Annotated in this window: 19 protein-coding genes; 4 read left to right on the top strand and 15 right to left on the bottom strand. The window is 56.1% G+C overall.

Translation table 11 applies throughout. The features are described 5' to 3' along the window. Positions 1-202: 202 nt before the first annotated feature. The 3 genes from glk to H5T67_10850 all read left to right on the top strand — a co-directional run bounded on the left by glk (position 203) and on the right by H5T67_10850 (position 4,526). Positions 203-1,186: a glucokinase gene (gene glk, locus H5T67_10840; protein MBC7245806.1), complete on the top strand. Its 984-nt coding sequence runs from the start codon at positions 203-205 to the stop codon at positions 1,184-1,186. A gap of 95 nt (positions 1,187-1,281) precedes the next feature. Beyond that, positions 1,282-2,868 (top strand): glucose-6-phosphate isomerase, encoded by a 1,587-nt coding sequence (locus H5T67_10845; GenBank protein ID MBC7245807.1) that lies wholly within the window; start codon positions 1,282-1,284, stop codon positions 2,866-2,868. A 77-nt stretch (positions 2,869-2,945) separates the two neighbouring features. After that, entirely contained in the window at positions 2,946-4,526 is a 1,581-nt protein-coding gene (locus H5T67_10850) for an MBL fold metallo-hydrolase (GenBank protein MBC7245808.1), read from the top strand. Positions 4,527-4,560: 34 nt separating this feature from the next. On the opposite strand, the gene H5T67_10855 is transcribed toward H5T67_10850, so the two are convergent. Continuing rightward, on the bottom strand, positions 4,561-5,754 hold the full coding sequence (locus H5T67_10855) for a nucleotidyltransferase family protein (protein MBC7245809.1): 1,194 nt from the start codon (positions 5,752-5,754) through the stop codon (positions 4,561-4,563). A 37-nt stretch (positions 5,755-5,791) separates the two neighbouring features. Next, positions 5,792-7,720: an O-antigen ligase family protein gene (locus tag H5T67_10860; protein MBC7245810.1), complete on the bottom strand. Its 1,929-nt coding sequence runs from the start codon at positions 7,718-7,720 to the stop codon at positions 5,792-5,794. Between the two features lie 173 nt (positions 7,721-7,893). Between H5T67_10860 and H5T67_10865 the strand changes: the two genes are divergently transcribed. Further along, positions 7,894-8,145, top strand: a complete 252-nt coding sequence (locus H5T67_10865) for a hypothetical protein (protein ID MBC7245811.1) — start codon at positions 7,894-7,896, stop codon at positions 8,143-8,145. A 100-nt stretch (positions 8,146-8,245) separates the two neighbouring features. On the opposite strand, the gene H5T67_10870 is transcribed toward H5T67_10865, so the two are convergent. From H5T67_10870 to H5T67_10930, 13 genes are all read right to left on the bottom strand, one after another. Continuing rightward, a complete protein-coding gene (locus tag H5T67_10870) occupies positions 8,246-8,974 on the bottom strand; it encodes a CPBP family intramembrane metalloprotease (GenBank protein ID MBC7245812.1) in 729 nt (242 codons plus the stop codon). A 50-nt stretch (positions 8,975-9,024) separates the two neighbouring features. Continuing rightward, entirely contained in the window at positions 9,025-9,846 is an 822-nt protein-coding gene (locus H5T67_10875) for a DUF1616 domain-containing protein (protein ID MBC7245813.1), read from the bottom strand. Positions 9,847-9,995: 149 nt separating this feature from the next. Beyond that, positions 9,996-10,724: a YdcF family protein gene (locus H5T67_10880; GenBank protein ID MBC7245814.1), complete on the bottom strand. Its 729-nt coding sequence runs from the start codon at positions 10,722-10,724 to the stop codon at positions 9,996-9,998. Beyond that, positions 10,721-11,275 carry a D-glycero-beta-D-manno-heptose 1,7-bisphosphate 7-phosphatase gene (gmhB, locus tag H5T67_10885; GenBank protein MBC7245815.1) on the bottom strand — a complete coding sequence of 185 codons (555 nt, stop codon included), beginning with the start codon at positions 11,273-11,275 and terminating at the stop codon, positions 10,721-10,723. Before gmhB ends, H5T67_10880 begins: the two co-directional genes overlap by 4 nt. After that, a complete protein-coding gene (locus H5T67_10890) occupies positions 11,272-11,847 on the bottom strand; it encodes a D-sedoheptulose 7-phosphate isomerase (protein MBC7245816.1) in 576 nt (191 codons plus the stop codon). The genes gmhB and H5T67_10890 overlap by 4 nt, the downstream gene beginning before the upstream one ends. A 39-nt stretch (positions 11,848-11,886) precedes the next feature. After that, positions 11,887-12,903, bottom strand: a complete 1,017-nt coding sequence (locus H5T67_10895) for a GHMP kinase (GenBank protein ID MBC7245817.1) — start codon at positions 12,901-12,903, stop codon at positions 11,887-11,889. Beyond that, on the bottom strand, positions 12,890-13,624 hold the full coding sequence (locus H5T67_10900; GenBank protein ID MBC7245818.1) for an NTP transferase domain-containing protein: 735 nt from the start codon (positions 13,622-13,624) through the stop codon (positions 12,890-12,892). Before H5T67_10900 ends, H5T67_10895 begins: the two co-directional genes overlap by 14 nt. After that, positions 13,621-14,742, bottom strand: a complete 1,122-nt coding sequence (locus tag H5T67_10905) for a glycosyltransferase family 4 protein (GenBank protein ID MBC7245819.1) — start codon at positions 14,740-14,742, stop codon at positions 13,621-13,623. The genes H5T67_10900 and H5T67_10905 overlap by 4 nt, the downstream gene beginning before the upstream one ends. 8 nt (positions 14,743-14,750) lie before the next feature. After that, the gene (locus tag H5T67_10910; protein MBC7245820.1) at positions 14,751-16,340 is read right to left on the bottom strand and encodes a hypothetical protein; all 1,590 of its coding nucleotides are present in this window, start codon (positions 16,338-16,340) and stop codon (positions 14,751-14,753) included. 66 nt (positions 16,341-16,406) lie between these two features. Beyond that, positions 16,407-17,594, bottom strand: coding sequence for a glycosyltransferase family 39 protein (locus tag H5T67_10915; protein MBC7245821.1), 1,188 nt, complete (start codon positions 17,592-17,594; stop codon positions 16,407-16,409). Between the two features lie 118 nt (positions 17,595-17,712). Beyond that, positions 17,713-20,280, bottom strand: coding sequence for a hypothetical protein (locus H5T67_10920; GenBank protein MBC7245822.1), 2,568 nt, complete (start codon positions 20,278-20,280; stop codon positions 17,713-17,715). Beyond that, the gene (locus tag H5T67_10925) at positions 20,280-21,026 is read right to left on the bottom strand and encodes a class I SAM-dependent methyltransferase (GenBank protein ID MBC7245823.1); all 747 of its coding nucleotides are present in this window, start codon (positions 21,024-21,026) and stop codon (positions 20,280-20,282) included. Before H5T67_10925 ends, H5T67_10920 begins: the two co-directional genes overlap by 1 nt. Then, entirely contained in the window at positions 21,023-22,072 is a 1,050-nt protein-coding gene (locus H5T67_10930) for a glycosyltransferase family 4 protein (protein ID MBC7245824.1), read from the bottom strand. Before H5T67_10930 ends, H5T67_10925 begins: the two co-directional genes overlap by 4 nt. Between the last annotated feature and the right edge of the window lie 6 nt (positions 22,073-22,078).

Consider the following 22,078-nt stretch of genomic DNA (forward strand, 5'->3'; position numbering starts at 1 on the left):
TGGGATGCGCTGGAGTCGAGCTGGGCTAGAACGCCTGGCCCCAATTCGAGCTGCTATCCTCAGCAAACGTTTCCATGAAGTGTGGACAGCCGTTTACAACTCGCCCCTAAACTGAAATGCACCCGGGCAGAGGACAGCTCCTACTAATCTTGGTCAAAACGCGTTATAATATTGCTAGGACCAAAAACCAGAGGAGGATCCTATGCTACTCGCTGGCGACATCGGCGCAACCAAAGCCAATTTGGCACTCTTTTCCCCTGAAAACGGACCGCGCGTACCGCTGTTTGAGGCAACTTTCCCTAGTGCTCGCTACCCCAATTTAGAGGCAATCGTTCGGGAGTTCCTATCTCAAGTGGATGTGTCTGTGAGGCGTGCTTGCTTTGGAGTGGCAGGGCCAGTGGTTGGCGGTCGTTCTGAAATCACCAACTTGTCCTGGGTTATTGATGCGAAGGAGCTTCAGACGGCACTCAACTTGCCATCCGTGCAGTTATTGAACGACCTTGAAGCTATTGCCTGGGCAATACCCTTGCTGGAGCCGAAGGATCTACGTACATTAAACGCTGGTCAACCGGTTTCGGGCGGGGCTATCGCCGTAATCGCCCCAGGCACAGGATTGGGAGAGGCTTTTCTTACCTGGGACGGCACTCGCTATCGCCCTCACCCTACTGAGGGTGGCCATGCAGACTTCGCACCAACGGATGAGCGTCAGCTTGAACTATTGCGGTATCTGTTGCAGCGTTTTGGGCACGTTAGCTACGAGCGAGTTTGCTCCGGGCTTGGTCTCCCGAATATCTATGCCTATCTACATGATAGCGGTTATGCGCCAGAACCCCCTTGGCTGGCGGAGAAACTGGCTGCTACCGAGGATCCCACTCCAGTCATTGTCACTACCGCCTTATCTGACGAAAAAGGGGCAGATCTCTGCATCGCTACCCTCAACATCTTTGTCTCCATCCTCGGCGCAGAAGCAGGTAACCTGGCGCTCAAGACCTTGGCTACGGCGGGTGTCTATCTCGGTGGCGGCATTCCACCGCGCATCCTCTCGGCTCTTGAGGGCGGGCGCTTCATGCGGGCTTTCTGCGCCAAGGGGCGACATTCCGAACTAATGGCGCGTATTCCCGTGCATGTCATCCTGAACCCCAAAGTTGCGCTCATGGGCGCAGTTTGCTGTGGCCTGGAAGCATAGGTAACAAAGGGGGTCGAGTGATCAGCCTGAACGAGGAATATGGCACGGCCAATCTTGGACCGTATCAGGGAGCAGTAGAGACAGCCCTGGCACAGATGGCGCGACAAAGGGTCATGTCCCGTATCTGGGCTCATGATCACACCGTCTGGAAGCCAGAGCCAACAGAGATCACGAACCGCTTGGGTTGGCTGCACAGCGCCAAAGCCATGCTCGCCCAAGTCCCTCAATTAGAGAAATGGGCCGACCAGGTACGGGCTGATGGCTACACTCATGCCATACTGTTGGGCATGGGCGGATCAAGCTTGGCTCCTGAGGTCTTTCGTCTGACTTTTGGGGTGAAAGAAGGTTGCCTGGATCTATCCGTGTTGGATAGCACGGTGCCGGAAGTTATTTTGGATTATGTAGAACATCTTGACCTGGGCCGTACACTCTTCATTGTCAGCACCAAATCTGGCACCACAGTGGAGACGCTCTCCTTGTTCCGCTTCTTCTACAATCAAGTAGCCAAACAAGAGGATTTCGAGCGAGCTGGGACCCACTTTGTTGCCATCACTGATCCTGGCACGACATTGGCCAGTCTAGCTGAGCATTACAAATTCCGCGCTACCTTCTTTAGCGACCCAAACATTGGTGGGCGCTTTTCCGCCTTCTCCCATTTCGGGTTGGTGCCTGCTGCACTTATTGGGGTGGACATGCGACTCTTGTTAGAGCGGGCATCGGAGGCGAGCGCCCACTGCGCACCTTCTATTATAGAAGAGCAGAATCCGGGCGCCTGGTTGGGGGCTATCCTGGGCACTCTGGCCAGGGTGGGGCGAGACAAGCTGACCTTGGTCATCCCTCCGCCTATTGCTAGTTTGGGCAACTGGTTGGAACAGTTGATTGCGGAAAGCACGGGTAAAGAGGGTCAGGGCATTCTGCCAGTGGTGGGGGAACTACTCGGGCCACCCGAGGTATACGGGAACGATCGGCTGTTCGTTGCGCTACAACTAGCGGGTTATGAGAGGCATGACGCAACCCTGGCGGCATTGGAGGCTGCTGGACATCCTGTAGTGCGGCTGCGTTTGCGCGACCGCTATGATCTGGGCCGACAGATGTTCCTATGGGAGATGGGCATCGCTGTGGCTGGCTATCATCTAGGCATTAACCCCTTCGATCAACCCAATGTAGAGAGCGCCAAGCAGCGGGCACGAGAGATGGTCAGAGCGTATATGGAGACAGGCACCCTGCCACCCGCTGAATCCGCTCCGCTTAGCGCAGCCACGCTGCTCGCATTCCTGACTCCGGCCCAACCAGGCAACTATGTGGCGCTACAAGCCTATGTTCCGCCAACGGCTGAGACCGAGGCAGCACTGCAAGCATTGCGCACTAGGCTGCGGGACCGCTTGAAGCTAGCCGTCACAGTCGGTTATGGCCCGCGCTTTCTGCATTCCACTGGCCAACTGCACAAAGGCGATGCCAGGAATGGCTTCTTCATCCAACTGATTGCCAATGATGCACGGGATGCGCCTATACCCGGTGAAGCGGGGCAGCTCAAGTCGTCTATCACTTTCGGAGTGCTGAAGGAAGCCCAGGCACGAGGTGATCAACAGGCCCTGTTGGACGCTGGGCGTCGGGTGATCCGTTTCCATCTGGGCGATGATGTGCCTGGTGCGCTAGAACGCCTCGCAGATTTTCCAGATTGAGGGAATGCATCCCATTTGCTGGCCCATTCAAGGAGAGCATGCCTTTGCTGTGATTGCTGTTCGGAGGGGGTAAGACGATGAGACCGTCCATTACCTGCTACGGAGGTGTAGGGCAAATCGGTGGCAACAAAATCTTGCTGGAAGATGGCGATGTGCGGCTGCTTTTGGATTTTGGCACAGCTTTTGGCCGACGGCAAGAATTTTTCAATGAGTATTTGCGCCCTCGGGCAGCACGTGGTTTGCTGGACTTACTGGCATTGGAGTTGATCCCCCCTCTGGAAGGCGCCTATAGGACCGAACTTGCGCCCCCAGGCATGTGGGAACGTTTCCGCCGTGAACCTCTCTACCGCAACCTGCAGCGGGAGGATGCCCTCGCTGTAGATGCCGTCCTTGTCTCTCACGCCCATCTAGATCACAATGGCGATCTCTTCTGTCTGGACCCCGTTATCCCTGTCTACACTACCTGCGTTACAGCCTTTGTTGCGCGGGCTATGCAGGTCACTGGGCAAAGTGGCTTTGAGCAAGAGCTGACCTTTGTGTGTCCCCGTGGCTGGGATGAGCAGGAGCAAGTATTGAGGACGGTGCGCAACGCGCATTACCTCGCTCGCTGCTATAGCTTCCTGGACGGCCAGCTCTGTGCGGAGGGCAGGGCTTGGTGGGAATCCACCCCGAGTGTCTCAAAGCGACTCTTGGAGCAGCCTACGAGTGCTTTTACGGGTGAGGTAAGCGGATTAGAGGTACGGTGGTGGCCAGTGGATCACTCCGTGCCAGGAGCGGCTGCGTTTGCCGTCCGTACTTCAGTGGGTTGGGTCGGCTACACAGGTGACATCCGCTTCCATGGGCAAAATGCCTGGTTGATGGAGCGGCTTACCCAGGAGCTTGCCCAACTGGGGCTGACAGCCCTCCTCTGCGAGGGTACCCACTTGTCGGATCAGCCTTTGGTTACAGAGCAGCAGGTTGCGGAAAATGCTTTGGATTTGGTACGCCAGGCTGAAGGGCGATTGGTGGTGGCTGACTTTGCTCCGCGCAATGTAGAGCGTCTGGACACATTCCACAAAGTAGCCAGGGAGACCAACCGTCGGCTGGCCATCCAGCCCAAGGATGCTTACCTGCTGCAAGCCATCACCTTGGCTGACTCTACCGCTTTCCCCGACCCTCTGACATTGCCGGAAGTGCTTCTCTATGCTGATCCCAAATCAGCACCTCGTGCCTGGGAAACAGAGCTACGGCGTAAATGGGCAAACCGTACGGTAGGGCCATCAGAGGTGTCAGCTCATCCAGGCGAATACATCCTCTGTTTCAGCCTGTGGGATGCCAATGATCTGCTGGATTTGCAGGGTATTGAGGGAGGAGTGTACATCTACTCCAACAGCCGGGCCTACGATGAGGAACAGGCGATAGACCTAGAACGGCTGAGGAATTGGATCCGGCATTTCGAGTTGCGCATGGAAGGAGACCCCGATGACCCACAGCATCTATCCCTCCATGCCTCTGGCCACGCCACCGGCCCCCAGTTGCGCGACTTTGTCAGGCAGGTTCGCCCGCACACATTGATCCCCATTCATACCGAACATCCGGAGTGGTGGCAAGAGGCATTGGCAGGAACGAAAATCCAGGTTGTCTTGCCCAAAGTGGGGCAGCCTATCTTCCTGGATTGAACGAGCAGAGGTATCTAGATTCTAGGGAGCGAAGCTAGCGCTTCCATAGGAGCGATGCATACGCTCCTACAAGCCGAAATGGCCGGAGCAAATAGTAAAGGGGGAAAAGGGAGGAAGGCAATCGCACGAGAGCCCAATCCCCAGGTGTGGTTGTTACTGCCAGACGAATACAATAACGGACTCTGTCCTGCCACCGTTCCTTTGCTTTGAGGTGAAAAAGGCACGATTCCATAACCCTCGGTTCCTCCTTGGTGTCGCGCAAAATCTGCTCTTTTACCTGCCTGGCAAGCAAAATGGTTGCTCCGTCGCTCTGTATTCCCTTCAGAAGCGCCTTTGGCAATGCCACGCCCAGCAGCTCATGGGCAAGGAAAAGCCCGAGAAAGAGCATGCGTTTAGCCCCCAGTGCGACAGCTTGTTTGACCACACAGTCCCAATCTAGTTCGTGACGAGCGCCGATCAACCTAGCGAGGTCACAGACCCACCCCAACCGCGCCCAACAATGTTTAGTGCCATGAACACATAGGATCAGAAGGAGGTCCTCAGCAGAGAAAGTCTGCACCTCTCTGCCTGCCAAGGGCACTGATTCGAGGCGTTCCCACAGCCTTTCTGGAGCAAGCGGAAAGGAGAAATAATCCTCGGCAATCCGCCAATGCAGTTCCACGATGCACATTGCTTCGTGGCGTATGAGTTTGTGGGCAGATTGTGAACGGAGGTAGGCCACCTCTTGAGCACGGTTGAGTTGGAACTCAGGGCGGTATCCCTGTGCTGTGAGGAGTTCTCTGGCCTTCATAACATCCCACTCGTGCACCAAGAAGTCTAGGTCATCAAACTGTCGTAAGGCAAAATCCCCGTAAACGGAAGCTGCCAACACTGGGCCTTTGTATGGCACGGCAGGGATACTATGCTCATCGAGCCAATGCAATATCTGAAACAATTCCCCCGTGAGGAAAAAATTGCGTCGGGCATTGTTGCGGAAATGCTCTTGGAGTTGAGCTAAAGGAGCGGCGGGGATTGCTTCCGGACAGGTAGTGGCGAGGCTTTGGTATAGCAGTGGCATCATACTGTGCCGCAGCGCCGTCCGGATCAAGTACTCCCAGTCCAGTTTCTTTTGCAGCAGAATTTTGATGCGCTCAGCTCTTTCGAAGCCTTCATTCACGTGCGCACAGCAGAGCAGCAACGCCCATTCAGGACAAATGCTCACCCCTTGCAGCTCATCGAATGCAGACAAGACTGTCCTCTCTCCGGCTGACCACCATGACACAGGTTCAAGGCTCAACGCGCATCTGTGCGTTGAGTCGGTCAAGGTAGTAGAGGAGCAAGCCCTTTGGTTGAGCTCCCTTCTCTATCCCAGATTTCACAACTGCCGCGGCACCTTTGGGATCATCCTGATGCTGTTCCCGCACCAAAGCAACCAACACGACAGGCTCTGCTCGCTGGGGGAAGCGAGCTACCCAATGGGAATAAACCCAAATGGCATCCACCCATGGATCGTGCTCTTTCTCCCCCACGAGAAGCCGGCGCAGGTCCTCGAAAGGAGCATAGCGAGCAACGGCATCCCGGCCATCCAGCTCTACTACTCTGAGGAAGGCGTCCATGGCATCCTGGTATTTACCTAACCAGCTATAGACACGTCCCAAGAGGCTATATAGGCGGGCGTTATCCGCTTGCATCCGCACTGCTTCGCGCAGGTCAGTGGCAACTGTTGCCAGACTTGGCTCATTGTTCCTGCCAGCCTGAGCAAACAACAACAGCCTGTTGGCCTGGATGATAGACCAATTTACACGCGGGGCGTCCGGAGCAATCAAAAAGCCAGGGTACATGACTAGCAAAATCAGCAGTGCAGGAAGACAGCGGCGAGCATATGCAACCAAAGTGGATTGAATTGTAGTCCTTGGACGCAGTTCACTGGATACGCACAGTGCAGCAACCAGACCGAGCACGAACCAGATGAGCACCGATGGCTTGGCTGCCCAGATGGTGTCCAGAAATCCAGAAGCAACATAGCTCACTATACTACCCATGGCACCTAACAGGATGGCATGTTGCTGTGCCTCCTGTCCTCTCCAGCATGTCCTAGCGGCGGCAAAGACCAGAGCGATCAGAAGCCACAAGAAAGCAAGCAACCCCGGCAGTCCCAGATCGACGGCAATTTGCAGGAACAATTGATGGGCATGAGGTTCAGGCCCGATCATGACGCCTGGGTAGAAATTGCTCTGCATCAACGGGAACATGTCCAGTCCTACGCCTGTATAGGGCATGTCGTGAATCATGGCTAGGGCGCGGCTCCATATGTCCAACCGCAGCGTTATCGCGATGCCCAGGGGGTTGGCTGGGGAGAGGAGCACGTTGGCAACCTGCGGTAGCCCATAGCGCCACAAGCCTATGAAGAGCATCCCCAGGATAAGAGGAACGGTCATGAGCAACCAACGGTTCCAGCAGGCGCCCAGGAACAGCAAAGCGGCAGCAACCCCGACAGCCGCTTGGAGCGATTGCGTGAGCAAAATGGTCATGCCTATCACGAAAACACTGATGCCCGACCAGAGCCGGTAGCGTTTGCTGGGGAAAAAGAGGAGCAGCGCAGCAGGCAAGGGGAACATGGTCGCCAGCGCCATGCCCATCACACGTGGATGAAATGGATTCTGATCCTGAAGGTCACGGATCAAACGGGGAAGGTGCTCGTACACCTGTGGCAAGTGGAACAGTCTGACCGCGTCCCAACCAGTCCCTACCAAAGTGAGCAGTGTCAGTAGCAAGCTGCATAGGATCAAGGCCACTGGCAGCCGCAGCAAACGAATCTCGCTCCGTAACCCATTCGCTAGCCCATAGAAGATAGCCACGCCCAGCACGATGCGCCACAGCGCAGCCTGGCTTGAGGCCGGGTCTGTCGAAACCCAGAGGCCAATGCCAGCCATGAGGAGCAAGAGCAGGATAGGCATATCCACGCCAGTGGCTACGGTGAGCCTGCCCGTGACCAAGTAGCGGCACAGCCAGGTAAGGGCTATCACGAGCAATGCTCCCCAGGTCCAACGGCTGGGGAAAAGGAGGAAAGGAGCAGTAACTCCCAGAAACCACAACTCGTGGTAGGAAATCCAATTGACACTGCGCTGTAGCCATAAAGAGAGGGCTGTTCCGGCGCTCAGGCTGAGTCGGTTGCCCTGACCGTCAGGCGGAGGATGGGTATTCCCTGGGCTCATATCCGACTACCTTGTAAAACTGTAATCGGGAAAAAGTGAATTTTCATCTAGTTTTCATCTTTATCGAGTATTCTGATTTAGATACAATTGGTTATGCCGTTCGCGCTGCCAAGCCCATTTGACTTAAATCTTATTCTATGATATAAATATATCATAGATAAGGAGATGTTTACATGGTATCCACAGTTACGACCACTACTGTTTCAACTGTTACCACGACGGTTACCACCGTAACTTTTGCTGCTTCACTGGCATTGGCAAGCGTGTTGACGTTATTCGTGCTCCTGATGCAGAAGGAGCTGACGCTATCTGCCGAGACGCCTCGCTTGAAGGCGTTAGGGCGCGCGCTCGACGTTGCCGTCGTGCCCCTTCTGATGGCTTTTGGCATGATCGCGGTGGTGAGAATCGCTCAGGTTCTGCGTTAACTGTAGCCTAAACCTGATCGGGATTCAAAGCCGTGCGCTCTTGTGAGCGCATGGCTTTTTGTTTCTAGTGGAAAGGGGAGGGTATGAACTTCTGCTGGCGCTACCATAAAAATGGCGCTACCAGAAATAGCACGATATTGGTCAAGCCGTGAGCCAAACTGACGCCCAGGATGCTACCCGTCTTTTTCACTATGTAGCCAAAGAATAGCGCTACGCCAAAGACAAAGGCCACATCCAGTACCGATTTATACCCCACGTGGAGCACAGCGAAGAGAGCTGACACATATAGGATGCTGAAGCGATCCAGGGCGTCTATTGCTGCCCGCTGCATCACGCCACGGAAGATGAGCTCCTCGATAAAGCCAGTGCTGAACATCAGGATGAGAGCTGGCAGCCAGAGCTGCTCCCAAGTGAAAGATTGGGCCAGCGGCTTGGGGTGCAAAATGCGGTACTCCATATATCCAAAGAGCAAGCCAACTAGGCCCACTAGAAGCTGCAGCGGTAGAGCACGCAGGTTCACGCCAACCTCATACCGGGAGAAGCGCAACGTGCGCATGGTTAGGATCACGGTGACAAAGAGGGGCACGCTAGTAATCAGGTACCAGTACACCAGCGGAAAGTTGACCAGGGGCAGAGAGAGGCTCAACAGGCGGATGAGCGGAGCAAAACCTAGGCTCAATAAGAGGTCACGCATGGCGAACTCCCAGGTGAACGCGGTATGCAGCAGCACAACCAACAGGACGCCATGCAGTACCAATCCCACCCGCGGTTCGAACAGGGTAGTGAGCAACTCCGCTGCCGTGATGGCAATCAAATAACCGAGGGACACCGTTATAACAGCTCTCCGATCTGATGCGCCCAAGAGCCGCGAAAACACACTCACCGTGCGCTTTCCTCCGCTTTGACCTTCAGCCACAGCCGCAGGGAACGGTATGGCTCTGAGCCCCTGTCCCGATATAGATAAAAGTCTATGCGCACATTATCCCCTATCTGCCTCGGAACAAAGCCCAGTACCCGTTCATCGCTTTGCCCGGATTCCAGGTGCACTGGTTCGCTCTGGCCAACGAGGCAGCCATTGCAGTACACACCGACCCAGTAGTCGGCAGGCATGCCTTCGTGGTTGACAATGCCCACGGTAACCGTAACCGGGAAACCTACGATGGCTTCGCGTGGATAGTTCTCAGCCAACCCTTCAGGTCCGAGGATATAGAACTCGGTGAGCCGTTCGCCGGGCTTGGGTGTTACAATGATGGCCGTAGCGCCAACGACGAACCCCATCAGCGAGAGGGCGAGCAGGGCGTACAGAAAACGCACGATGGGGCTCTGCGCTGCCCACCATGTTCGCGGGTCTATGCCCAGTGTCGGAAGAAAGCGTTGCTCTTCGGGCAGCCGGCTGCGACGCCACAATGCCACCCCAGAGCAGAGGGCAATCAGCGTCGCCTCGGACATGACGATGGGCCAGAGGCGGATGCCCCAGGGAAGCGCGTCTAGCAACAAGGCGATGAGCGGGATCACCGCCACGCTCAGTCCAAAGGACAGCGCCAACCGCTCTGGACCATCCAGGTCGTCCGCACGGGGGAAAAGCGCTGCCTGCAGCGCATAGCCCGGGACGAAGAGCACATAGGCCAGTCCCAGGAGCAAGCGCAACATGGGCAATGGCGCGGGCAATCCCTGCACGCCGAGGGCAATGAGCAGAATCAAAACTGCCCCGAAAAATAGGATTAGGGTGAATTCGTTATCCATGAGAGTGGGAGGTGACGAATGATAAGTGAGGAGTGGTGTGCATTGTGCGTTGCGTTTTTTCCACTTATCACTCGTTACTTCTTACGTTGTTCGTTAAGTTTTTATCCTCACTTGTACCCGAACACATATAGCGTCAGCTTCAAATATTCCGTCCATGTCTCACGCAGCTCATCCTGGCTCTGCCACCAGGCATCGGCGCGGTACCAGCTTGGATTGGCTGGCTGCATGGAGATGGTAATGCCTGCGCCTTGCAAGGCGTCACGGAAGGACATGCGTGCGCGGCGGGTGTGGAAGGGGTCAGTGACGATGATCAAGGAATGGAATCTCCGCTCCGTGGCTAACTGCCGCACAGCGATGGCTTCTTCATATGTGGTTTTGACGATTTCGGGTGCCATCAGGATGCGCTCTGGCGGGGCTCCCTGCCAGATTGCCTCCGTGCGCATCAACTCCACGTAGGGAACGCGGATGCCCGGCGTATTAAGCGGCTGGTTGGTAACGATGAGCCAAGGGGCATAGCCGGCCTGAAAGAGCTTGGCCCCATGCGCCACGCGCTGTGGGCCACCACCAGCAAGCACGACAATGGCATCGGCTGGCTGCAGCGGGTCCACACAGACAAGAAAGCGCCCAATAGCAGGCAGCCAGAAACTGCGCAAGACCAAAAGCAAAGTGCAAGATACCAGCAGGAGACAGGAGGCCAGCGCCAGGAAACGCAAAAGACGCCCCCGCTTAGCGGGCAGGTGTGGCTTAGGGCATCTAGCCTCCTCTGGCTCGGGATGCAAAAGCGCACCAGATGCGCCAACAGGACAGCAGTCCCCCATCTTGTGTTCCTGGCTCATGGGCTACCTCCTTGTGCCAAGATCCACTGCACTGCTTCCCACAGGTCAGCCGCTATATAATCGGGCTGGAAATTCAGATGCTGGAAAGCCTGCTGTGCCTCGGCGCCGTAGCCGGTCAAAACCAGTACCATGCGGCAGCCCACCCGCCACCCTGCTTCCATATCAATAACCTTGTCACCGACGACGAAGGAGCGCGTCAAGTCCAGGCTGTGCTCTTTCGCCGCCTGCAGCAGCATGCCTGGATTGGGCTTGCGGCACTCGCAGCCTTCATCCGGGCGATGGGGGCAGTAGTAAATAGCATCTAGATGCGCTCCCTGTCTGGCCAGCCGCTGCTCCAACACACGGTGGATAGCATGCACGGCGCTTTCCGGGAAATAGCCACGCCCCACACCTGCCTGGTTAGTCACCAGGATAGCTGGCACGCCTGCTTGATTCAGGGCACGGATGGCTTCTGCTGCTTTGGGCAAGAGGCGAAGCTTGGCGGGGTTATCCAGGTATACGGCTTCCCTATTGATCGTACCGTCGCGATCGAGGAACACTGCCCATTTCATGTGCCGAACAGCTCCTGCTCGATGAGTTCGCAGATGGCGTGCCAGACGGTGATGTGCGTCTCTTGAATGCGCGGGGTGTGGTCGGACGGCACGCAAAAGCAGTGGTCTACCAGCCCCTTGAGTTTCCCGCCGCTGCGTCCGGTGAACCCCACGGTGATGGCGCCTTTCTCCTTGGCTGCCACGATGCCGTTGAGCACGCTGGGCGAGTTGCCGCTGGTGCTGATGCCGACCACGACATCGCCTTCCTGTGCCAGTGCTTCTACCTGCCGCGCAAAGACCTGGTCGAAGGAAACGTCGTTGCTCACCGATGTCAGGATGGAGCTATTGGTCGTCAGCGCAATAGCGGGCAAGGCAGCGCGATTGATCAGGAAGCGGTTGACCAGTTCAGCCGTCACATGCTGTGCATCGGCAGCGCTGCCGCCATTGCCAAAAAGGACCACCTTGTGGCCCTCCTGCAAGGCGCGCACCAGCACTGCCGCAATTTGGGCAATGGTCCCTACACATTGCTCCAGCACTTGGCGCTGAACCTCCATATTCTCTTGGATCGCACGGGAGATAATTCTATCTTTCATTTCTCTGTGCCCTCTGCGGCTCTGCGGTTTCAAAAACCTTTAGCGTATCTCCCAGGTCTGCAAACCTGCGAAGTCAAAGCCAAAATTCACCACTTGAGCGCCCATACGCTCCAGTTCCGCCGCTACAATGTGCTTGCGGTCGAATTGGCAGTAGAAGAACATGTACCCTCCGCCGCCGGCACCGGACATCTTGCCGCCCAAGGCGCCGTGCTTGCGCGCTGTCTCGTACAGTTCGTCAATGTTTGGGTCGCTAATCTGCGCCGCCATCTTCTTCTTGTTCATCCAGCCCTCGTGCAATAGGACGCCAAAATCGTTCAGCCGCCCTTGCAGCAAGGCGTTCTTCAAGTCAATGGCGATACGCTTGAGCTCGTCCATAGCGTGCACCACTTCTTCTTGTCGCTGCACGTACCCTTGCACCTGCGTGTCAATGATGCGTGCCGAGAGGCGCGTCTTGCCCGTGTAGCACAAGAGCAAATTATAATGCAATTCATTCAGCACGTCAGGTGGCACACGCAATGGATTGACGATAGTGGCGTCGCGGTAGAACTCGATAAAGTTGAACCCCCCGAAAGTGGCGGCGTACTGGTCTTGCTTGCCGCCCTTGATGCCCAGGTCCAGCCGCTCGATTTGATACGCCAGGTCCGCGATTTCATAGTTGGTCAGTGGCAAATGCAGCCAGTGTTTGAATAGGCCGATCAACGCCACGACCACGGCGGATGAGGAGCCCAGTCCCGACCCCGGCGGGGCATCGCTGTGCAGGAACAAGTCCAGCCCCTGTTCGCTATCCTCACGGTTCAAACGGCGGATGACCGCCTTCACCAGGTCCAAGTTGCCATCATAGATAAGCGGCTCATTGAGCTTATAGCGGGCTACCACGTCATAGTCCAGCGAGGTGACGGTAATCTGGCGGTCGGTGCGAAAGCGCAGGGAGCCATAGGCATATTTGTCAATGGTCGTGCTGAGGACGGCACCGCCCCGCTCCGAAAGGTAGGGTTCGACGTCCGTGCCGCCGCCAGCGAAACTGATGCGCAATGGCGCTTTGCTACGGATGATCATGGGAGTTCTCACTTTTCTCTTCCACATAGCGCCGAAATCGTTCGTACCCCTCCGGCGTGCCAATGTCTACGAAAAAGCCCTGCACGGGATAGCCATAGAGGTGCCAGCTACTTGCCAGGGCAAGCGGGAAGGTTTCTCGCTCCAGGGAGACTGGCCTGCTGGGAGGGATGAGGGTCAGGATGTTTGGCTCTAGCACGTACACCCCACCGTTGACCCAGCTCGCACCGGCTCCGGATTTCTCGCGGAAGGAAAGGATGCGCCCCGCCTCGTCCAAGTCCAGTGTGCCATAGGCTGCAGCATTGTCCACTGCGACGGTAGCGATGCTCCCCAAGGTGCGTGGGTCGCTAGAGCAGCGTTGCTCGTGGAAGGCAACCAAAGCTCTCAAATCGGCTTCCAAATACGAATCACCGTTACATACCAGGAATGTCCCCGCGAGGAGAGGTGCAGCATTGCGGATGGCGCCGGCAGTCCCCAGCAGTTCGCGCTCCACGGCATAGGCAATGTGCACACCCCAGCGCTGCCCGTCGCCAAAATAAGCCTGAATCTGCTCCGCGCGGTAGCCAATGCAGAGGACAATCTCTGTAAACCCCTGGCTCCTTATCCCCTCAATCTGATACTCCAGGAATGGCTTCCCCTTCACCTCGGCCATGGGCTTGGGGCGATCCGACACGACCGATTGCAGCCGCGTGCCCAAACCACCAGCAAGAATGAGGGCTTTCACCCCAGCACCCCCTCGTACACGGCGAGCGTCTCGAGCGCCGCCTTCTCCCACGTGAACTGTTGGGCGCGCGCTAACCCCTTCTGGCGCAGCTCCTCGCACAGCGCTGGATCGTGCAGCACACGGTGCATTGCTTCCGCCAATGCCTCCACATCGTAAGGGTCCACCAGCAGGGCGGCATCGCCCACCACCTCGGGCAGCGACCCAGCATTGGAGCACACCACGGGCGTGCCGCAAGCCATGGCTTCCAGCGGCGGCAGGCCAAAGCCTTCATAGAGAGAAGGGAAGACGAACAAATCCGCACCGCTGTAGAGGGCAGGCAAATCTTCATCAGGGATGTAGCCGGTAAAGATGACGCGCTGGCCAATGCCCAGCTCCGCGACCGTCTGCAGGATGCGCGTGTACTTCCATTTGTGTGGGCCGACTACGACGAGCCTACGCTGTTCACCGCGTTCGCACAAGAGCGCATAGGCCTGCAGCAGCCGGCGCAGGTTCTTGCGCTCCTCCACGGAGCCGACAAAAAGGATGTAGCCTCGTGGCAGGCCATAGCGGGACGTCATTTGGCCTGTCTCTTCCCAAGGTATGGGATGATAGGAGGCATCTACACCCTCGTAGATCACATGCACTTTGTCATCTGGTATCCTCAAATAGTTCACGATATCCGTTTTCGAGACCTGGCTAACCGTAATCACGGCATTCACGCGTGGCAGCACTCTGGGCAGCCAATAGCGATAGATCAAGGTGTCGGGTAGTGCACTGTGTCCAGGGCAACTCCAGGCGAAGACATCGTGGATCGTGACGACCATGCGTGCTCCACCAACACCAAAGAGAAAAGGCGTCACGCCGGTAGGGTCGTGCACGATATCCACATGCAAGTTGTGTGCTTTCCGGGGAATAAGCACATTGCCTAGCGTCACCAAGCCCGGCAGCCTGCTGCAGCCGAGCAATGGGATGGATGGGAAAGGGGTTGCTTCTGCCAACGGACCTACCCCGCCGGCTGCCAGCAAACGCACCTCAGGACCCTCTGGCAGCGCTGCCAGAGCGCGCGCCAGCTCCACCGTGTAGCGGCTGATGCCGCTTAAAGGTCGGTCAAGGCCGTATACGAGGATGGCAATCCTCATGTTTTCCTCTAGCGCTGGTAGGGCGTGCGCGGCCGTAGATGGTACCCAGCCACGCTGCCATTGTCGTAGACGCAGTGCTCCACACGCACATCAGGAAGCGGGACCATGCGACGCACGCTTACTCCCTTTTCCGTGCTGGACAGAAGCATATCGCGTGTATCCACATTCACCGACCACTGATCACGTTCATTGCCAGACTCATCTCCAAACGCTTCTGCTGCTGCATGGGAGCTGAGACGAATGCCGTCCACCCCTAGCCACACACTGCGGTAGCGGAGGTGGTTATCTACCCATTGGATTGCCCGATCCTCAGGCGTGGTCCAGAACATCCAGTAATTGCTCAACCACGGGTCGTTCGTAGCCTTCAATAAGGATGCGCTGCTTGCCCAAAGGATGAGGACACAAAGGGCAAGCGCCAGCAATCCCTTCTGCCACGCTATGCTTTTCCGATGCCAGAGTTGTACGATGGCTTTAGCTACGATAGGGCAAGCGACCAGCATCACCACGGGGAAGAAGCGCTGTTGCAGGTTGCCGCCAAGGGCTCCAACCTGGTCCAAGCCGATGCCCAACGCTAACTGCACGCCAAAGCCGCCGTAGAGCAGCCACAGGAGGAACTGCGGCGCTTCCAGCAGTGGGCGCTGCCCGCGCCAAAGCTGCCTGCCCGTTGCCATCCAGAGGACGAAGGAGCAAGCCCCAACGACCCAACTGGGCATCATAAGTCCGAGGTAAGCAGGCAAGCTTACCCATCCCCAGCCCACTGTAGCATAGGGGTCGAACTTCGGTTCGCTGCCCAGGGCTACTGCTGCCGCCTTGTCTAGCGCCCTTTCGATGTGGAGGAGAACGTTGAGCGCTGGCCGGTAGAGGTAAAACAACTCCAGGAACCATACCACCATGGCGGCAGCCACCACGTACAGCAGGCGGCTTACAATGGGTTGAGGCACGTTATTGGCAGAGCGTCTGCGTGCGACGCGCTGCAACACCAAACCGGCGATCAGGCTCACCATCATGGCGAGGATGAATGAAGAGCCAAAGAAAGCGTTGCTGCTAATAACCGCCAAGGCAGTGGCATAGAACAGCACGACATACATGGCGAAGGAGGCGGGGTTGCCTAACACACGAAAGCTCCTCGCCAGCAAGAAAATGGCGAGCATTGCCGCCAGCCACGTCGCCTTCTCGTGGGAACCACGGAAGATGACAAAGAGGAAATCGGGCTGTGCGAAGAGAAAAAGGGTCGCCAATGCCCCAGCTACCCCATCGCCGGTGAGCTCGCGGTACAGGACAAAAGCCACCAGACTCAATCCCGCTGCGACAATGGGATAAATCCAGAATTGCAGCGGTACCAAGTCCGCCCCACTGAGGGAAGCGATGAATGCCGAGACAGCCTGATATAGAAAGCCGTGCCCATATCCACCGCTCGTCGGCACCAAGGTTCCTTCCTTGATCACCATAGCCGTAGCCACGGTCAGGTTGGCGGTATCGGGATCGGCCCAGTGCCCGGCGTAGCGCAAGACAAAATAGCCAGCAGCTAGGAGGGCGTACAGCGCCACAAATAGTACCCACGCCCAAGGAGAACGCCGATTGGATGCAATGCTGGTCATTTATGGCAGTCTCCATTAACCGATAAGGCTCGGTTTGGAACAATTGCTTTGCGCGTATTCAATTGGTTATACATCCTGACAAGAGCAACGCTGGCACAGAGTACCAATGTAGGAACCATGGGCAAAGTATAACGGGCATCGCCATAGAAAAGGATTGCCCCCATGACTACGCGGATGATGAGAGCATGGAAAATGGCTACCTCCTGCCAACGTTGCCGCAGCAGCCAAGCTCCAGCCAGTGCCAAGAAAAGCCATGTACATGCCACGCACCAGGGCCGTCAAAGGCAAGGGGTAATCGTGTTCGTAGCTGGCTACTGAGAGGGGCGAGAGAAGCCGTGCCAGCTTGTGCCATGTCAGCCTGACAAAATCGCCGGGATAGTGCACGATCCATTTTATGCCTAGCCGGTAGTACTCCCGCTCTGCCTGAGGCTCGGTGAAGCCCGGCAGGGCGGGAGGAAAACCCTCACGGTGTCCGCCGAAGGCGTCAGGATTGTTGGCGCCATAGAAGGTGTACCCCCCATTGGTGGAGATGGGCACCCAGGCGTGAAAAACTCGGTAGTTGCGCACTGTCCAGGGCAGGATCACGGCAATAGCAGCGAGGACCACCAAGAGGCATTGCCCAAGCCTGTTGCGCCATGTTCTTCGCGGAGGAGCAATCCACACCCACAGCACAACCAGCGGAACGAGCATCAGTGCGGCGGGCTTGGCCAGCGCTCCCAGTTCCAGCAAGGCGCCAAGGGCGACAAAGCCCACGCTGTGTGCACGCCTCTGCAAGTATGCGGCAACCCACAGAGTCAGCCCCAGCAACGCCATATAAAGTGCTTCCGCAATTAGCCAAGCGCCGAAATAGACCAGATGCGGATAGAGAGCCATGCCCAGCGCAGTGAGCAGAGCCACGCGTCGTCCAAAGACAATGTGGGCGGCACCTGCAGTAGCTCCAACGGCTATCGTGCCAAGGACAGCTTGAGCCAGACGTGCCCATAGAGGGTGATATCCCAAGAGACGATACAATCCTGCCAGGAAAAAGGGATATAATGGCGGCCAAAAGGCGGTGTGATGTCCAGGAGTGGAAGCAAACCCATATCCCAATAGCAGATTCCGTGCGATGCCGTCGTAGGCGGCGGCATCGCCATGCAATGGATTGGCTTTCAGGAAGGGATCAAGCTGGGGCGCCAGAAACGCATACACGATGCGCACGGCAAGCGCCAGCAGGACAATGGCCCAGAGACACTTTCTAACAGTTCTGGTTTGCATTCGATTATCTTCTTGGCACATTGTCGAGGACATCCTACATCCTGTTGAAAATTTCCAGCTATTCGCAGAGCAAACCGTCAACGAATAGAGGAACGAATGCGGCCAGCGTTTGATTCGTTTATTCGTCGGGCATTCGTTGATGGCTTTCCTCTTGTTCCCCTGTCATGCCCCCATTCAGGATCAATCCCAGCACAGCCACAGCCGCTAAGCCGGCACTGCTCAGCAGGAGTGCCACCGGCCAGGTGAAGCGCACGCCGTCGTAGGCTTCTCTGGCGGCAAACATCTGCGGCATAGGCGCCGGTGCCACATCCAACTCCAGGCGCGCCATGGAACCGATTTCGGTTTCGCCTGGCACTGCTCCTGCCGTATTCGCCTCCACCCACACTGTCCATCGCCCGGGCTGGGCTGGCGGCCAGTGGTGCTCCCACACGTATTCGCTTTCCCCGGGCACGGCGACTCGCTCCTCTGCCAGCAACAGCGGTTTGTCTCCCTCGTGGGCAACGTACAGCCGCACAGGCAAGGATTGGCAATCGCGCAGACCGCTATTACGCAACACGGCACGGATGGTGGTCCATTGCAGTTGCTGGGGTGCAGGAGGGTCGCAGGAGAGCTGCTCAGGAGGCAGGGCGATATGTGGTTGTGTAAGGGGTTGCGCACGAAAGGTGCCGTCATAAGTGATTAGATAGGAGCCAGCCGGCAAATCCGTCACTCCCAAGCCATGGTTATCGTCCAGGACGCGAAAGCCAGGCCGGAGATGGAGCACAAAGCGGAACCCACCAGCGGTCAAGCGGAAATCCTCTATCCTGGCCTCTTTGATCTCGGTAGTTGGGCCTTGAAACTGTGCCATCATGCCCAGGAAATCATCTGGGGCGAAATCCTTATGGTGACGCTCCAATTGCTTGCTCAAGGCGAGCCATTCCTCGTGGTTGCGCGGCGGCAGGGTCTCGAACAGACTGTGCGGCACCTGGCTCTGCACCAGTTTGACTAGCTCCGCATCGCCGTAGAGCAGATACCCATGGCTCCATTGCAGCGACTTGAGCGGAGTTTCTACCAGGGGCTCTTGTTCGGCGACTTTCTGGTCTGATTCTCCTTCGGCAGGCGTTTCTGGTTGCGGATGGATGGTGAACATCCACTGGTCGAGATAGCCATCGCCGTCCAAATCCTTGTACCGTATGCGATACGCATCGTCCGTGTTCCATACCCCGCCCCAAGCGTGGCGCAGATGTAACTTGCGATCAACTGGGCTGAAGTAAAGCCAAGGTTGTTGGTGTAGGTCCGGGGTATACTCCATTCGCAACCCAACGCGAATGTCTTGCACCTCTTCCATGGGTGGCTGTTCCACGAGGCCAGTTATGTATAAATCACGCCATTCTCTGGAGAACCCTTCGTAAATGCCCTCGGATGAGGAGTATTGTCTACCTTCCACGGAAACAAACTGCGTGGCATCCCAACTGCGGTTGACCACCCAATCAGAATATTCCGCATAGGGCACAGTCTGAACAGTAAAATCTGGGAAGGTCACGACGTGTGTAATCTCGTGACGCCCGATAAGCCCAACCTTGTAGTCCCAAAAGTTATCGTTGTCCTGATCCCAGGAATAACGGATGCTCTCTATAGGCATGGAGAAACGACCGAAGAGAAAAACAGGATCGTAAGCCCCGGCGTATTCATTGCGAATCGCCAATTCTGGATAACCATCTTGATCGGCGGCTAGATCATAGAAAGCGAACGGGTTTTCGAAATTGGCGTAGGTGTTACTCTCATTTGGACCAAATCTTGGGAATGAATAAATGAACCAGTTTGATTCGCCACCTCTGGAGGCTACAAACTCTGCTACTTGAGCGATGCAAGAAGTCTGCCACTTTATTTGCACCGGTGGTGCTGCCTCACCATAGTGCTTGATGTAATCAGCCAGATTCCCCAGGTAAGGCCAGAAGATAAAGTGCTCTGGTAGCACTTCGCTGTCGTTAACGTTCACTGCAAGTTCGGTGCGGATATAGTGCTCGACTGGCACCGGTATGTAGGCCTGCCTTATTTCATAGTCTGGGCGACCATCATAGTCCAGGTCACGCACCTGAATGATTGAATCCGCTTTCCCATCGGCTATCCAAACGAGACTAGGAAAGGCCTGACGAATCCACTCCACATACGAATTGAATATGGTGCGGACAGGACCATCTACCTCGATATCCAAGTTGTAGTTGGTTTTGCCCTCGCGGACCCACCACCCGTCTGGCGCGATGAGGCGTACTGTAGGATATTTGCTTTCCACGGTGATTATCCTGCCGTTAGTCATAGTGTATTCGACTGCCCCACTTCCATCTTGGTCATCGTACAAATCTGCAATTAGCCTGCCGGCGTTTCGCTGAAAATCTATGATCAAATTCGCTTTGCCATCGCTGCCTGCGTCAAAGACCCAGATCTCGTCCTCAAAACCCACGCTTTCTCTCCAATCCCGAGCGGGATCTAGATTGCCAGCGTGGTCGAATACATAGACGGTATCCCTCTCCGTGGTAAAGTTACAGCCCTGCAGGACGATCGCATCCGGTTTTCCGTCGCCGTCCACATCCTGGTATGTGCCTTGGCAGATCTCTAGGCGCTGAGCTGCAACACTCTGTGCCGGCAGAAACAGCGACGCTACAGTCAGGCATAGGGCAAGCATGAGGAAATTGCTGATTTTTCTCATCAGGACTCGATCCCGTGACCGTCCGGACCCAATTCCTTGGTGGCTATCACGCCGAAGCCCCCACCGGTTTGATGAGAGAGGAAATCCAATCGTGCCAAGGCGCTGAGCAAAATGGCGGTGAACAGCCCTACCCCTGGTATCCTGGATAGCCGGCTACGATGTGCCATGTCCGCCAATTCACGCGCTAAGGTAGAGAAGGCGCGATAGAACTCGAAGGTCCCTATCAGCTTCAGACCTGCTGCTTCCACCAAGCTGGACAATTCACGTCTGGAGTAGTTTCGGATGTGCTCTGGGTAGCAGATAGGCCGCAGATACCATAGCCTGTCCTTGAGCATAGCTGTCGCTACCAACTTCCCTCCACGATTGAGCACCCGTACCATTTCACAAGCCGCGCGCTGGTCCTCAGGGATATTGTCCAGCACGTCAATGGACAAGACTTTGTCGAAGCTGTTGTTGGAGAAAGGCAAAGCTGTCGCAGAGGCGACGACAAAGGCGGTATTTCCGTAGCCCTGTTGTTCAGAGTGTTTCTTGGCTTCGTGCACCGAACGCAAGCGCAGGTCCAGCCCCACTATGCTGTGAACGCGTGGTGCCATGGCCAGGGTCCACAGGACTGACCCACAACCGATGTCTGGCATCCTGTCATCGCGCTTCAAATCTAACCATCTGAACACAGGCGGCGCAGTGTATCTGCCATTCTGGCCACAAAACCCAAAACGGGTTGTAGAGGTTTCTTCACCGTCATTCAAATCGTCACGATGATCTCGTAGACTTCTGCAAGTCGTTCAACCACTTTTCGAAAGTCAAACTGCAGCGCTTTCTCCCGTGACTGTTTGCCGAGTTGTTGCCTAAGAGCTGAATCAGAACACAATTGCATAATGGCCTCAGCAATTGCTTGGGCATCTTTTCTTGGAGTTAGCATTGCACAAGTTTCGTCTACATAATCTCGAATACCACCCACATCGGTGACCACAATGGGCAGGCCACAGGCCATCGCTTCAAGTACTGCGTTGTTTGCCGTGCAATCCTGTAGAGGGAAGACAGCCAAGTCTGCTTGCTGGTACAATCGCAAAAGATCATCGTCGGATATGTGTGAGTAGACTCTGACATGAGGCAACCCCACAAACACATGACCGCGTTCCGGATGTGTCACGACAGCGAAATGAATATCTGATTCCTTTCGCTCTACAGTAGCAGCGGCAAGAGCGAGCGTATCGAAATCCCGCAGGTGTGTGCCAACGGATAGAACCAACTTGGAATCAATCTTTGACCCTTCGCCTGGCTGGAAGTAATCCGTGTCAACGCCGTGAGGGATAACGAACACGCGGTTCGACCCAACAAAACGAGTCAGATAATCAACTTGATTGCTGGCAACAGCAAGGGCCGCGGTTAGCCTTTGTAAAACAGGGCCACTTACTCCTTTGCACAACTCGTCCGGTGGTTGATGGTATGTGGCAATCACTTTATGCCCTCGGAACCCATTCAGCAACGGTATATAGCGGCAGTCGGTGTCCCCATTCAGAAAGTGGTACAGTTCGTTTTTCCGCAGCCACATATCCATGAAGGTGGAAAGTTCGAGGCGGAGTGCAGAGAAAGTGTACCAAGGAGATCCTGAGATAAACGCACAGGCCGTGTTGAGTAGTGCAGGCAGACGGCCATGCGGCCACCGGGGGGTTGTGGGCGCAGACACGCGCCTACCCATGTATCGGAAAATCTGAGCATACCCAGAGTGACTACTGTGATGAGCCCCTAACAAGGTGGCATAATTTACCGCAATGTCCAACTTGTTGTTCAAAACCTC

Source organism: Chloroflexota bacterium (assembly GCA_014360905.1).
Lineage (GTDB): Bacteria > Chloroflexota > Anaerolineae > UBA2200 > UBA2200 > JACIWX01.